Source organism: Enterobacter sp. RHBSTW-00318, assembly GCF_014101375.1.
In the GTDB taxonomy this organism is placed as follows: Bacteria; Pseudomonadota; Gammaproteobacteria; order Enterobacterales; family Enterobacteriaceae; genus Enterobacter; species Enterobacter ludwigii.
This window is the reverse complement of sequence record NZ_JABXQH010000001.1, coordinates 1,641,640-1,656,003: the sequence shown is the minus strand read 5'-3', so window position 1 is coordinate 1,656,003 and position 14,364 is coordinate 1,641,640. Positions and strand designations below refer to the sequence as shown.

Genomic DNA, 14,364 nt, shown 5'->3' with positions numbered 1-14,364 from the left:
CATGCTGACGTTTTTCATCAAACGCCCGCGCTTCGCGATGGTGATTGCGCTGGTGATAACCCTGCTGGGTGCCATCGCGCTGAAGATTATCCCGGTGGAGCAGTACCCGCAGATCACCCCACCGGTGGTGAATGTCTCCGCCAGCTGGCCCGGTGCCAGTTCGGCTGACGTGGCGGAAGCCATTGCCACGCCGCTGGAGACTCAGCTTAACGGCGTGGATCACATGCTCTATATGGAATCCACCAGTTCCGATGAAGGTGCCTACAGCCTGAACATCACATTTGCAGCAGGGACCGATCCGGATCTGGCCGCCATCGACGTGCAAAACCGCGTGGCGCAGGCTGTGGCGCAATTGCCCACCGAGGCGCAGCAAAACGGCGTGCAGGTGCGTAAACGCGCCACCAATCTGATGATGGGGGTAAGCCTTTACTCACCGGACAATACCTACACGCCGCTTTTCGTCAGTAACTACGCCAGCACGCAGGTGCGTGAAGCGCTGGCGCGTTTGCCGGGCGTCGGGCAGGTGCAGATGTTTGGCGCGCGCGACTACAGCATGCGTATCTGGCTGCGTCCGGATCGCATGAACGCCCTGAACGTGACCACCGATGACGTGGCTCAGGCGTTACGCGAGCAGAACGTCCAGGGGGCGGCAGGCCAGGTCGGAACGCCGCCGGTGTTTAACGGCCAGCAGCAAACCCTGACGATTAACGGCCTGGGGCGTTTAAATCAGGCTGAGGACTTTGCAGACATCATTATCCGTGCGGGGGAGATGGGCCAGCTGGTGCGCCTGAAAGATGTCGCCACGATTGAACTGGGGTCGCGCAGCTACAGCTCCAGCGCCCAGCTGAACGGGCATGACTCGGCCTATCTTGGCATCTACCCTACGCCGTCCGCCAACGCCCTGCGTGTAGCCGATGCGGTTCGCGCGGAGCTGGCGCGACTCTCTGCACGTTTCCCGGACGATCTGACCTATGAAGTGAAATTCGATACCACCACCTTTGTCGCCGCGACCATCAAGGAGATTGGCGTCTCGCTGGCGCTGACCCTGCTCGCCGTCGTGGTGGTGGTTTCCTTATTTCTGCAGAGCTGGCGTGCGACGCTGATTGTGGCGCTCGCCATTCCAGTGTCGCTGGTCGGCACCTTTGCGGTGCTCTATACCCTCGGTTATTCGGCCAACACGCTCAGCCTGTTCGCCATTATTCTGGCGCTTACCATGGTGGTGGATGACGCCATTGTGGTGGTGGAGAGCGTTGAAACGCTAATGGCGGAAGGGCAAAGCCGCACGGCGGCTACCGCACAGGCGCTGCGCCAGATTGCCGGGCCGGTGATTGCCACCACCCTGGTGCTGCTGGCGGTGTTTGTGCCGGTGGCGCTGCTGCCGGGGATAGTGGGGGAGTTGTATCGCCAGTTCGCGGTCACGCTCTCCACCGCCGTCACGCTCTCAAGCCTGGTGGCGCTGACCCTGACGCCAGCGCTCTGTGCGCTGTTGCTGCGCCCGCGCCCGAAGAAGCCAGCCGCGGTTTACCGCGTTTTCAACCGCGGACTGGATACCACGCGCACCGTTTATACCCGCATCGTTAACTGCATTAACCTTCGTCCGTGGCTGGTGCTGCTGGCAACGGCCGGCGCGGCGGGCGTGGTGGTGTTCAGCTTTATGTCGATGCCAAAGGGCTTCCTGCCGCAGGAAGATCAGGGCTACTTCTTCGCCAGCGTGCAACTGCCGGAAGCGGCGTCGCTGGAGCGTACCGAAGCGGTGATGACCACCGCGCGGGAGCTTATCGCCAGACACCCTGCGGTCGAGGATGTGATTCAGGTCTCCGGTTTTAACATTCTCAACGGTACCAGCGCGTCTAACGGCGGGTTTATCTCCATCATGCTGAAGACATGGGGGGAGCGTCCGCCGCTTGATGAGGTGATGGGAACGCTGCAGCGTCAGCTGCTGGCGCTACCGGAAGCGACCATCATGACCTTCGCCCCGCCGACGTTGCCGGGGTTGGGCAACGCCTCCGGCTTCGACCTGCGTATTCAGGCCCAGGCGGGGCAAAGCCCGGCGGAGCTGGAACGCGTTACCCGCAACGTTCTGATAAAAGCTAACCAGCATCCGCAGCTTAACCGGGTGTTTACCACCTGGAGCAGCAACGTGCCGCAGCTGACGCTGACCGTTGATCGCGAGCGCGCTGCCCGCCTCGACGTGCCGGTCTCGCGCATCTTCAGCAGCCTGCAAACCGCCTTTGGCGGCACGCGTGCCGGGGATTTTAGCGTTAACAACCGCGTCTACCACGTGGTGGTACAGAACGAAATGCAGTGGCGCGAGCGTGCCGGGCAAATCAGCGAATTGTTCGTGCGCAGCAATAACGGTGAGCGGGTGCGTCTGAGTAATCTTGTCACGATTACCCCGACCGTTGGCGCACCGTTCCTGCAGCAGTACAACCAGTTCCCGTCGGTGTCAGTGAGCGGGTCGGCGGCAGACGGCGTGAGCAGCAGCACGGCGATGGCCGTGATGAGCGAGCTTCTGGCGGAAAACCTGCCTGCCGGGTACGACTATGCCTGGAGCGGGATGTCTTATCAGGAGCAGCAGACCGGAAATCAGGCCATCTGGATTGTCCTGGCCGCGGTGGTTATGGCCTGGCTGTTCCTTGTCGCGCAGTATGAGAGCTGGACGCTGCCCGCGAGCGTGATGCTCTCAGTCCTGTTCGCCATCGGGGGCGCGCTGGTGTGGCTGTGGATCGCGGGATACGCCAACGATGTGTATGTGCAGATTGGCCTGGTGCTGTTAATCGCGCTGGCGGCCAAGAACGCGATCCTGATCGTCGAGTTTGCCCGCGCACGGCGTAATGAGGGGATGGCGATTGTCGATGCGGCCCGTGAAGGCGCCTCCCGCCGCTTCCGGGCGGTGATGATGACGGCGGTGTCATTTATTATCGGTGTGCTGCCGATGATGCTGGCGTCCGGGGCAGGGGCGCAGAGCCGCCGCATCATTGGCACCACGGTGTTCAGCGGGATGCTGGTGGCCACCGTGGTCGGCATTCTGTTTATCCCGGCGCTGTTTGTGCTGTTCCAGCGCCTGCGTGAGTGGGGGCATCGCCTTACGGGCTCGTCGCCCACAGCTCGCAATGTTTCTGAACCAGAGAAATAAGCGAACCGCCGTCTGCGATAAAATCGCGCATGCGCTGCGCCTCGCTCTTGCCCTGTTTTAACATCAGGGCTATTTCCTTAATCGCGCTCGTCGCGCCGAGCTTCTCGGCCGACGGCGCAACCTGCTCCAGCAGCCACCCAATATCTTCCGCCACGGTTTTGTGCTCGCCAGTCTGCACGTCCGTCAGAATCCCCTCTAACCCGTAACGACATGCCTGAAAACGGTTAAAGCGGTACAGCAGAAAATCCTTTTCCTGATGCTTATAGGGCCGCGTGGTCAGCAGCCAGTGAGACGTCGCCTGAATCAACCCGGCGATGTTGATCGCGTGGCCGAGCGTCAGCGGTGTATCCATCACCCGCACCTCGACCGTGCCAAAATGCGGGCTGGGGCGAATATCCCAGTGCAAATCTTTAATGCTGTCGATCATGCTGGTGGCGCTCAGACGACGAAACAGCCTTTCGAACTCCTGCCAGTTGTTCACCCACGGCATCTGTCCATTATCCGGAAATCCCGAGAAGATATTGAGTCGCGACGAGGCGAACTTTGTGTCCGTACCCTGCATATAGGGTGAGGACGCCGCCAGAGCAATAAAGTGGGGGACAAAGCGCGACAAACCATGCAGCAGATAAATAGCGTCGTCGCCGGTCCGACACCCGACATGCACGTGCTGGCCGAATACCGTCGCCTGCAAAATCAGATAGCCAAACCGTTCGAGCGTGACGTTATAGCGCTCGTCATCGCACACCTCCTGACGCTGCCACTTCTGGAAAGGGTGCGTCCCACCGCCGCAGATCTGAATATGCTGCTCAGCAGCGGCGCGCAGAATACTTTGCTGCATCACCGAGATTTGTGCGGCGGCCTGATCAATGTTCTGACACACGCCGGTGGCGATTTCGAGCATGCTCTCGGTGATATCGTGCTTCACTTCCCCACCTTTGATGTCGTCTTTGACGGCAGCGATAAGGGCGGAGGAGTCCTGGCTCAGATCGTACCCCGGCGGGTTAACCACCTGCAGTTCAAGTTCAATACCAAGGGTATAAGGTTCAGAGGAATGGAAATCGGGTAATGGCATGGTGCACTCCGTTGTCGTAGATGAAATGAGTATAGACAACGGGTATGGCTCCCACTTCAGGCGGTGGTATAAAGGGACGTGTGGCGGCTATGCTGAACGCCACGGCACACTGATTAGGGCTTTAGCGACCAGGGGAGTTAACAATGTCTGACTATCCAACCATTGCGCTGATTGGACCCGGTGCAATCGGAACCACTATCGCTGCGGTGCTGCATGAGGCTGGCCGCACGCCGCAACTGTGCGGACGTACCGCACATCCGCAATTACGTTTGCGGCACGATGAGGGTGAAATCGTAGTACCCGGTCCGGTATTAACCGATCCGACGGTCATCGATCGTCCGTACGATCTGGTTTTTATCGCAGTGAAAACGACCCAGAACGCCGACAGCGCGGGATGGCTGAACGCGCTGTGCGATGAAAACACGGTGGTTTGCGCGCTGCAAAACGGCGTCGAGCAAAAGGCCCAGCTGGCACCGTGGGTCAATGGCGCGACGGTACTGCCGTCGGTGGTCTGGTTCCCGGCGCAGCGTGAGCCGGATGCGTCCGTCTGGCTGCGGGCCAGTCCGCGGTTGACGCTGCCGGATGTGCCGCAGGCAATACGGGTGGCTGATGCGCTGAACGGCACGCGCTGCGCGGTAGACTTGTCGGCAGATTTTCTTACCGTCGCATGGCGCAAGCTGCTGCAAAATGCGGTTGCAGGCCTGATGGTGCTTGCGAATCGTCGTGCCGGGATGTTCTCCCGTGAGGATATCAGCGAGCTGGCGCTGGCGTATCTGCGCGAGGGGCTTGCCGTGGCCCGAGCAGAAGGCGCGGTGCTGCACGATGACGTTGCGCAGGAGATCCTGGCGAACTTCCAGCGCGCACCTGCCGATTTAGGCACGTCTATCCTCGCCGATCGTCAGGCCAACCGTCCCATGGAGTGGGATATTCGCAACGGCGTGATCCAGCGCTATGGTCGTGCTCACGGTATTCCCGTTCCGATTAGCGATGTGCTGGTTCCCCTGCTTGCTGCAGGCAGCGAAGGGCCGGGTTAACGGCCGCTGACTTTTCGTTCGGCAAAATAGTGCGCGGGCGTGGTGCCCATGGCTTTCCTGAACATGGTGATAAACGCATTCACGGATTCATACCCAAGCGTTGTCGCCACGTTCTGGACCGGGACACCGCTTGCCAGCTCCTGCAGGGCAATAATCAACTGCAGCTGCTGACGCCAGCGGCCAAAGCTCAGCCCGGTCTCGCGCGCCATCAAACGTGCAAAGGAGCGCTCGCTCAGCGCCAGCCGTTTCGCCCACGCTTTCAGGGTGCTTCTGTCGTCAGGATGGCTGACCAGCGCGTCGGCCATGGCGCGTATTTTGGGATGGGCTGAAACGGGCAGGCTCAGCTTCTGCTGCGGCATGCTGGCGAGCTCATCAAGCGTCACTCTGGTCAGCCGCGCGGCATGGCTCTCTGGCGGATAATCAACGCGTTCATGCGTCAAACGGTCAACCAGCGCTTTGATTAACGGGGAAATGGCCAGCGTGCAGCATTTCTCCGGCAGCGCGGCGGCTCCGGGCTCAATAAACAGATAGTTGAGATGAGCATTCCAGGTCGCTTTGGCGCTGTGTGCGATCCCGCCAGGGATCCAGACGGCACAGTCTGGCGGCACGATCCAGATATCATTTTCCGCATGACAAATCACCGCGCCATACAAAGCAATAATCAGCTGCCCCTTACGGTGGGTGTGCACCGGCACTTCCGCGGCGTACTCCACGAAATCCAGATGTCGGGCTACGGCCGGGCATGCGGTGGCGTCAGGGTCGAAGAGCGTATTGGCAAGTTGAGGTTTCACGTTTCTGGCAATATTTAGGTATTTTTTGACAGAATAGAGTATTTAAGCGGGTTCGCAAGCCAGTAATAATTCTGGCATGAACACATTAAACGCTTTTCATTTTCATTCGTGGCGCGGCATGCGTGAGCGGTTATCTCCCGGGCTGCGTAACGATGCCAGCGCGCTGCTCTATTCCGCGAGAAGTTTTGCAGCGGCGATGCTCGCTTACTACATTGCGCTGTCGATAGGCCTCGAACGTCCATCATGGGCCATTATTACCGTCTATATCGTTTCGCAGACCTCGGTGGGGGCCTCGCTGAGCAGAAGTCTCTATCGTCTGGCCGGCACCGTTGTGGGGGCCTGTGCCACCGTTGTGATCGTGCCTGCCTTCGTCAATATGCCGATCCTCTGCAGCGTGATGCTGTCGGGCTGGATCACATTCTGCCTCTATTTATCTCTGCTGGAGCGCACCCCGCGGGCGTATGCCTTTGTGCTGGCCGGGTACACTGCGAGCCTGATTGGTTTTCCTGCGGTATCCGACCCCGGCGGGATTTTTAATATCGCCATTATCCGTGTGCAGGAGATTGTCATTGGGATCTTCTGCGCGGCGCTGATACATCGCTATGTGTTACCCGCGCGTATCTCCGGCCTGTTCAACAGTAAGTTATCGCAAACCCTGCGCGCCGCGCGTGAGCGGGTGGCTGACACCCTCGCAGGCAAACCCGTCGCGGTTTCAGACCCGCTGCATCTGGCGCTGGCGCTGCAGTTTCTGCAGGGTATAAGCCACCATATTCCGTATGATTTTGCCCTGTCTGCTCCGGTGCGGCAGGGCAGAAAGGCTATCCATGACCGACTGGCGCGGCTGGTCATCGTCAACTGTGAATTACGCGATCGCTTACCGGCGACGGTGCCTGCCGGGTTGCAGGTATTGCTCGACGACGTTCAGGCCTGGTTGGGGGATAAAGATGCTGCACGCCACAGCACGGCAGATGCGTTAATAGCACGCAGTGAACAGCTCGCAGAGCGCTACGCTGCACAGGCCCGGACGATGAACGACGCGCTGCTGGCCAGTTTTGTCCGTTATCTGACGCAGGCCATTGCGCTGTTGCAGCAGTGCGAACGTCTTTCTGATGCCATCCACCATGCGAAGCCCGCCCACGGACTGACGGCGGGCAGGGCAGTTAAAGGGTATGTTTTTCACCGCGATCCTCTTACTGCCGCCCGCACCTCGCTGGGCGCGTTCGCCATCATCCTGAGCGGCTGCCTGGTCTGGATCTTCTCCGCCTGGCCCGATGGCAGCACGGCGGTCTCTATCCTTGGGGTCTGCTGCACGCTGTTTGGCAGTTTCGACACCCCGGCTCCGCACATAGTGAAATACATTATTGGCTCGTTCTGGGGCGTCTTGATTAGCCTGCTGTACAGCTTTGCGCTGCTTCCGCAGGTGAGCGATTTCCCCGTACTGGTGGCCGTGCTGGCACCGGTATATCTGCTGGCCGGGTCGCTTCAGGCACGTCCTCCCACCACGTTTATGGCGATGGGGATCACCCTGACGCTGCCGGTATTGTGCGAGCTGGGTGCCCACTACAGCGGAGACTTTGCCTCGGCGGCCAATACCGCCATTGCGCTGTTTGCCGCAACCGGCTTTGCTGTTATCAGCATGAGCCTGCTGCAAACCGTGCAGGCCGACGCGGCCATCGCACGTCTGCACACGCTGTGCCAGCGCGATATTCGTCGCAGCGTGAAGGGCAAGCTTCTGCTGGATGAGACGCACTGGACCAATCTGATGATTGACCGCGCTGCCCTGTTACTCCCGCGCCTGCAGCGCAGCGGACGTGCCTCAGAGCAGGTGCTTAACCCGCTGCTGCGCGCGCTGCGCATCGGCCTTTCGGTGATGCATTTACGCCGCTGCGGTATGCCCACGAGCAGAGAGATTAGCGCGCGCCTGTATCACCTGAACGACACCGACGCCTTGCGTGAACACATCGCCGACCACATCCGCCTCAGTTTGCCTGCCGCAGATGCACAAACGCGCCAGTTTGTCGGCCATCTGGTGGATTTGCATTGCGCATTACGGAGGTCAGACGATGGTCAATGATCTGAATATCGGGGGCGTTTTTATCCCGGGACTGCTTGTCACCGCGCTCGCGGCGCTGGCCTGCACGCTGGCACTCATCGCGCTTTTATCGCTCAGCAGGCTCTACCGTCGTTTGCCTTTTCGCCCGCTGCTGGACGTTTCAACTTATCTGGTCACCTTTTTCCTGCTGATGCAGGGCCTGACCGCGCTGGGGTTATTTAGATGAAATCATTACTTTCTCTGGTCGGTCGCTATGCGCTGACGTTATGTGCCGTCGCGGCGGCCACGCTTCTGGCTTTTATGATGTGGAAACATTATGCGCAAACGCCCTGGACCCGCGACGGCCGGGTACGGGCGGATGTGGTACAGATTGCGCCGGACGTATCCGGGCCGGTAATCCGCGTGGCCGTCCGGGATAACCAGTGGGTTAACCGGGGCGATGTGCTCTACGCTATCGACCCGCACTGGCTCACGCTGGCGGTGGCCAGCGCGCAGGCTGAGGTGGAATCCAGACGGCATGAGATGGTGATGCGACAGGATGCCGCCAGACGACGCGCACAGATTAAAGCCGCGATATCCAGCGAGGATTTACAGCAAACGGGCAGCGCCGCGAACGTTGCGGTGGCGAATTATCACGGTGCGCTGGCCGCGCTGGAGCTGGCCGAGCTTAATTTGTCCCACGCCACCGTACGGGCTCCCGTCTCGGGTTATATCACCCATCTGCGGCTTCGCCCGGGGGACTATGCCACCGCGGGGGAGACTAAGGTCGCCATCGTCGATGCGCACAGTTTCTGGGTGGTGGGGTATTTCGAGGAGACCAAACTTCGCCATATTCGCGTTGGGGACACGGCGCATATCGTGTTGATGGGCTATGAACCGGTGATTGCCGGGCATGTCGAGAGCATCGGCCATGGGATCGGTGATAACAACGATGAGACGGGTGGGCTTGGGCTTCCCGACGTCGAGCCGACGTTTAGCTGGGTGCGGCTGGCACAGCGCGTCCCGGTGCGCATACATATTGATGCATTGCCGAAGGGGATTGAGCTAGTAGCCGGGTTGTCGGCGAGCGTGGAGGTGGTGCCGGAATGAGGGGCGTCAGCGTACCGAAGGGAAATTCGATCGTGAGCGCTCTTGAGCAAAAAAAACCTTACCGCCCGGCAGAGAGGCGGTAAGGACAGGCAAAGTGGCATAAAAGAGAGGAAAAATACCTGAAATGAGGGTGATGAAACTGTCTGTCAACGTGCCTTACAGGACGTAGCGCACGCCGAATACAAATTCATTGTTCACCAGGCGTCCACGCAGGTTTTCATCCTGCAGACTGCGGGCGTTGACAAAGGTGTTACGGCCGCTTTCGATATTGCCCATATCGACATAACGATAAGTGGCGTACAGGGTCAGATCGTCGATAACTTCATAAGACGCACCAGCACCCACGGAGTAGGTAAAGTTGGTTTGCGTGTTGCCAGCAAACTCGCGGGTGTCATTACCCTGCCAGCCACCCACTTTCACTTTCGCCACACCGGCACCCGCCGTTGCGTACAGGGCGAATTTGTCGGTGATCATAAAGTCACGATAAACGTTGAGCATTGCACGTTCAGAATCAACTTTCATGTGGTTGAAACTGGTCGCAAACGTGGAAGAGCCGCTGGTGAATTCTGTTTTTTCTTTAAACACATATTCCGCTTCGGTACGCCAGTTATTGCCGAACTGATAGCCAGCGGCCACGGAACCGTTCAGCTTGTGCTCTTTTTCGTCCCCGGCCACAAATGAACCGATCCCCGGGCGTTCGCTCAGGTTCATGCTCTTGGCCTTCTGATAGGTGTCAATCAGGTTCAGGGCGCCGTAATAGCCTTCTTTAACGTTTTCGGCAGCCAGTACCGGGCCGGAAGCGCACAGTGAAATCACAGAGGCGAATAAAACACGTGGCGTTACGTTCATAATAAGTTCCTTTTTTATCTTTCCGATAAATGACAGATAGCTTTACTTATTTCAGCTTTTTAATAGCGTCGAGTGCGCAGGCTTCATCAATATCACCGCTCGGCGCGCCGCCAATACCAATGGCACCGATGGTGGCGTTATTTTCTTTAACCGGTACGCCGCCAGCCAGTAATAAGAAACCAGGGATATCGCCGAGGTTTTTCGCCGCCGGGTACTTATTTGAGTTTTCCAGAAGCTGGCTGGTCGCCGCTCCGCTGGACGCAGAGGTGAACGCTTTCTGATAGCTGGCTGTCAGGGTGTGTGGCCCGGCGTTATCCATACGCTGTACCGCGCGGGTGAGACCTGCAGCATCGACAACCGTCACGCTAACGTTATAGCCTTTAGCGCTGCATGATTTAACGGCTTCGCTGGCGAGTACAGATGCCTGTTCCAGAGACAGGGTGGACTGCGTCAATGATTTAGCGTGCGCAGTCATGGTTAATGCTGTGAGCACAGGCAGAATAAGAAATGTCTTTTTCACAAGGAATACCTTTTAATTAATGAGGCGTAAATAATAAAAATAAAACGCCCGTGAGGTTGATCAGCAAGAGCATCAGAATAAGAAAGCGCAGTTCTGTTGTAGTGGTCTCAAATAAATTATTTAACATGGCAACCTTCTTTATTTCAAAAACGTTGCCATGGTGACAACGGGGTCACTATATAAATTCCAGGTCAGTGAGATACATGAGGGCAGGATGATAGGCGTGTAAGGGAAGGACTATAGGCGTGTAGTCCTTGTCGGTGAAAAACAGGACAGGCCAGGCGCAGGCGCCCGCTCGACAGCGTGTGAGGAAAAGTAAACCTGAGGTTAGCGTGGTGTGGTGAAGGCTGTAATCGCCTGATTCAGCGCCGCGATGTCCCTGAGCAGGGCCTGGAGGCGGGGCACAATTTCAGACTCGACGGGCAACGTTGTCCCTTCGCATGCCTTTTCAAGACTGCGACACTGCTGCGCTATCGCAGTTGCGCCAATGATATCGGCGGCACCGGCCAGGCGATGTACGTGATACGCCAGCGCTGCCCAGTCGCCCTGACGGGCCAGCGTAAGGCAAGGTTGCATGTCGCGTTGGTTTTCATCCCGCGTGGCATTCAGCAGGGTGAACAATAAGGTATTGTCATCGCTGGTTAACGACCGAAGATTGTCCACACGGATAAACTGGCCGAGGCCTTCCGGGTCAGCAAGTTTTGTGGTCGCCTCTTTTGGGGATACCCGCTGTAGATCCGCCTCCAGTTGCTTCAGATTGAGCGGTTTGAAAAGGCAGTCGTCCATACCTGCGGCAATACAGCGGCTACGCTCTTCGGGCTGAGCATTCGCAGTGAGACCAAGGATAATTAACGGTTTTTGCTGCCGTTCCCGTAACAGCCGGGTGAGGGTTAGCCCGTCCATCACCGGCATATTACAATCGGTGATGACCATATCAACCTGCTGTTCGCTCCAGCGCACAAGGGCTTGTTCGCCGTTTTCTGCCTCGACAACCTCATACCCCAGGCGGATCAATTGCTGCCTGAGCAGGAGCCGGCTTGCCGGGTGATCGTCTACAGTCAGTATGCGTAGCGGGCGTGCCGCCGAAGGGGATTCCGTCACATTTTTCCCTTTAAGACCCGGTGTTGGCTCATTCTATTTTGTTGCGCAGGGCAAAATCATAAATGTCTTTCGGGCTTTTAAGATCGAGCTTTTTCATCAGGCGGCTTTTATAGGTGCTGACCGTTTTATCACTGATCATCATTTCCCCGGCGATATCGACAATCCGGCTTCCTTTTGCCAGAAAATGCAGAACCTGCAGTTCCTTGTCCGACAGACTGGCAATATTCCCTTTGTCATCCAGCGGAATATCCTCTGCGGCAATCTGGCGGGCGCGGTTAATCGGGAAAAAACCATAGCCACTTTTGATTGCACGGATAGCGTCATGAAGTTCCGTCAGATTATTGCGCTTGCTAATAAACCCATCGGCGCCCGCACCGGCACAACGCTTAATATAATGATCGTCATCTTTACCCGTCAGAACCAGGATCCCGCCTTTAAAACCATTCGCACGGAGTCGCTGAACAACGTTAATCCCATTAATTGTAGGAATATCGATATCGACAATAACCAAATCCGGAAGTAATTGACGTGCCTGTTGTAATGCCTTAAGGCCATCATCAGTCTCGCCGATCACCGTCATCCCGTCTTTTTCCAGCAACATTCTCACCGCCAGACGGGCAACCGGGTGGTCATCCACGATTAATACGCTATTCATTTTATCATCCTGGTTCAAAGGGCTTTGCCTGATGAACACAGGCATGAATATTATGCATAACTATACCATATCTGCAACGATATTACCCGCCGGTCAATAAGCGGGAAATAGCGCTATTTCAATGACATGAAAATTAGAGTAGTAGGTTTTTCTGGCATATTTGCTCGGCAGGAACGACGGGATAATCCTTTTTATATTGGCCCAAAAGTACCGTTTTTCGTTCTTCAGGTGACTCCTGTCTTTTACGTCAATACGAAATAATGCCTCCCGAACACAACACAGAGGGAGTTCTTGTTATGAAAACGATTTTCCGTACCGCACTGTTGGTGAGCATGATGAGCGCATTTTCCAGTCAGGCCACCGCACAGGAGACAAATCAGGTGAATACAAAAACAATTCGCGCGATGTCAGGCGCTGTTGCTACGACGTCTTTATCCGCATCTGAAACCGCGTTAATCGTGGTGGATATTCAGAATGAATATTACGCGGGTCAGGACTTCCGTGGTCGGATGGTTATCCCGGATGGCGCGGATGTGCTGTTGAAAAACAAAAAGCTGGTCGAGTATGCACACCAAAAAGGGATGCCGGTCTACTTTGTGCGCCACATAACAAAAAATAGCCCGCAGCAAAACGGTACGCCGCTGTTCGCTGAGAATTCCGTATTTGCCCAGTTCCATAAGGATCTGCAGCCGACTGCGCAGGACACCATAATTACCAAGGAGACCCCGAGCGCTTTCGTGGGCACCGATCTGGATGCCCGCTTAAAGAAACAGGGAATTAAAAAGGTCATCGTGGCGGGTCTGATGACGCATATGTGTATCTCATCGACTGCACGTGATGCTGTACCGCTGGGTTATAGCGTGATTATTCCGGAAGATGCGACAGCCACGCGCGATCTGGATGACGGGAAGGGGGGCGTGGTGGATCACGACACGCTGCAGCGTGCAGCGCTGGCAGGCGTCGCGGATGTCTTTGCTGAAATCATGACCACGGATCAGGTGATGGCGCTGGCGGTGGAAAAATAAGACCGAACTGAAATCCCTGTGGCCAGCCAGCCCTCTATACTGGCTGGCTTACGGAGGCGGTCATGACATTGAAAATTGGTATCGTAGTCTTTGAAGGCATTATTCCTTTTCACCTTTCGGTGCCTTATGCCGTGTTTGAGAAAGCACTGACCCCGCAGGGTGACGCCCTGTGTCAGCTCGTGGTTTGTGCCACTACACCCGGCGCGCTTAAAACCAATGCCGGTTTTTCCATCGTGGTCGATCGAGGTCTGGATGCGTTAGCCGGGATGGATATGGTGATTGTGCCGGGCTGGGATGTGCCCGAGCATGCACCGGAGCCTGAACTGTTAACGGCGTTACAAAACGCGCATGCGGCCGGGTCCCGCATTGTTGGGTTGTGTATGGGCACGTTCGTGGTGGCCGCCGCAGGCCTGCTGGAAAACCGTCCGGCAACGACGCACTGGCGATGGGCGGCGGACTTTCAGCGTCTTTATCCTTCAGTGCAGATGGATAAAGATGTGCTTTACATTGATGATGGCGATGTTGTGACGTCAGCAGGAACGGCAGCCAGTATCGACTGCTGTTTGCATCTGGTTCGACAGGCGTGGGGTGCGGATGTCGCCAACCGCGTGGCGCGCTTGCTGGTGGTGCCGCCTCATCGTCAGGGCGGGCAGCGGCAGTTTGTGGAGCTGCCGGTGCAGAATACGCGTCGTGGAGATAACTTCACCGACGCGCTGGCCTGGGCAACAGAGAATTTACAGCTAGCCATCACGCTGGACTGCGTGGCGGAGAAAGCCTGCATGAGCCGCCGGAGCTTTACCCGCCGCTTTCAGCAAACGACGGGGGAACGTTTTTCAAACTGGCTTTTGAACCAGCGCATTCTCGTTGCCCAGCGCTTTCTTGAAAAAACCGATCGGCCAGTGGAAGATATTGCCGAACGCGTCGGCTTCCCTTCCACGACCTCTTTACGGCGCCACTTTCAAAAGCAGCTTAATACCTCACCTTCCCGCTATCGTCGCGAGTTTCGTGGTCGTTAGTCATTTCCCGGCGTCATTTCTGT

Annotated in this window: 13 protein-coding genes; 7 read left to right on the top strand and 6 right to left on the bottom strand. The window is 57.2% G+C overall.

Annotated features, from left to right (window positions below):
* The first annotated feature begins 1 nt into the window (after position 1).
* Positions 2-3,136 carry an efflux RND transporter permease subunit gene (locus HV157_RS08290; RefSeq protein WP_182268314.1) on the top strand — a complete coding sequence of 1,045 codons (3,135 nt, stop codon included), beginning with the start codon at positions 2-4 and terminating at the stop codon, positions 3,134-3,136.
* Here HV157_RS08290 and HV157_RS08285 read toward each other — a convergent pair.
* Entirely contained in the window at positions 3,087-4,208 is a 1,122-nt protein-coding gene (locus HV157_RS08285) for a YbdK family carboxylate-amine ligase (protein ID WP_182268315.1), read from the bottom strand. The genes HV157_RS08290 and HV157_RS08285 overlap by 50 nt on opposite strands.
* A gap of 143 nt (positions 4,209-4,351) precedes the next feature.
* Here HV157_RS08285 and HV157_RS08280 point away from each other — a divergent pair, with 143 nt between their 5' ends.
* Positions 4,352-5,242, top strand: coding sequence for an oxidoreductase (locus tag HV157_RS08280; RefSeq protein WP_182268316.1), 891 nt, complete (start codon positions 4,352-4,354; stop codon positions 5,240-5,242).
* Here HV157_RS08280 and HV157_RS08275 read toward each other — a convergent pair.
* Positions 5,239-6,033, bottom strand: coding sequence for a helix-turn-helix transcriptional regulator (locus tag HV157_RS08275; RefSeq protein ID WP_025204769.1), 795 nt, complete (start codon positions 6,031-6,033; stop codon positions 5,239-5,241). The two genes, HV157_RS08280 and HV157_RS08275, sit on opposite strands and share 4 nt — an antisense overlap.
* Before the next feature lie 76 nt (positions 6,034-6,109).
* Here HV157_RS08275 and HV157_RS08270 point away from each other — a divergent pair, with 76 nt between their 5' ends.
* The 3 genes from HV157_RS08270 to HV157_RS08260 are packed head-to-tail and all read left to right on the top strand — an operon-like array spanning position 6,110 to position 9,175.
* Positions 6,110-8,107, top strand: a complete 1,998-nt coding sequence (locus HV157_RS08270) for an FUSC family protein (RefSeq protein WP_233100313.1) — start codon at positions 6,110-6,112, stop codon at positions 8,105-8,107.
* Positions 8,097-8,312 carry a DUF1656 domain-containing protein gene (locus tag HV157_RS08265; RefSeq protein WP_020885123.1) on the top strand — a complete coding sequence of 72 codons (216 nt, stop codon included), beginning with the start codon at positions 8,097-8,099 and terminating at the stop codon, positions 8,310-8,312. The genes HV157_RS08270 and HV157_RS08265 overlap by 11 nt, the downstream gene beginning before the upstream one ends.
* Positions 8,309-9,175 carry an HlyD family secretion protein gene (locus tag HV157_RS08260; protein ID WP_047357044.1) on the top strand — a complete coding sequence of 289 codons (867 nt, stop codon included), beginning with the start codon at positions 8,309-8,311 and terminating at the stop codon, positions 9,173-9,175. Before HV157_RS08265 ends, HV157_RS08260 begins: the two co-directional genes overlap by 4 nt.
* 156 nt (positions 9,176-9,331) lie before the next feature.
* Here the strand turns inward: HV157_RS08260 and HV157_RS08255 are convergent, their stop codons facing one another.
* From HV157_RS08255 to HV157_RS08240, 4 genes are all read right to left on the bottom strand, one after another.
* Positions 9,332-10,024 (bottom strand): outer membrane beta-barrel protein, encoded by a 693-nt coding sequence (locus tag HV157_RS08255; RefSeq protein WP_182268317.1) that lies wholly within the window; start codon positions 10,022-10,024, stop codon positions 9,332-9,334.
* A gap of 46 nt (positions 10,025-10,070) precedes the next feature.
* Positions 10,071-10,544, bottom strand: a complete 474-nt coding sequence (locus tag HV157_RS08250; RefSeq protein ID WP_020885120.1) for a heme-binding protein — start codon at positions 10,542-10,544, stop codon at positions 10,071-10,073.
* Between the two features lie 327 nt (positions 10,545-10,871).
* Complete coding sequence (locus HV157_RS08245; protein ID WP_182268318.1) at positions 10,872-11,645, bottom strand: response regulator; 774 nt, start codon at positions 11,643-11,645, stop codon at positions 10,872-10,874.
* Positions 11,646-11,673: 28 nt separating this feature from the next.
* Positions 11,674-12,300, bottom strand: coding sequence for a response regulator (locus HV157_RS08240; protein ID WP_182268319.1), 627 nt, complete (start codon positions 12,298-12,300; stop codon positions 11,674-11,676).
* Between the two features lie 296 nt (positions 12,301-12,596).
* Here HV157_RS08240 and HV157_RS08235 point away from each other — a divergent pair, with 296 nt between their 5' ends.
* Both HV157_RS08235 and HV157_RS08230 read left to right on the top strand, forming a co-directional pair.
* Positions 12,597-13,325: a cysteine hydrolase family protein gene (locus HV157_RS08235; RefSeq protein ID WP_025204764.1), complete on the top strand. Its 729-nt coding sequence runs from the start codon at positions 12,597-12,599 to the stop codon at positions 13,323-13,325.
* 62 nt (positions 13,326-13,387) lie between these two features.
* Positions 13,388-14,341, top strand: a complete 954-nt coding sequence (locus HV157_RS08230) for a helix-turn-helix domain-containing protein (RefSeq protein WP_020885116.1) — start codon at positions 13,388-13,390, stop codon at positions 14,339-14,341.
* Positions 14,342-14,364: the final 23 nt, after the last annotated feature.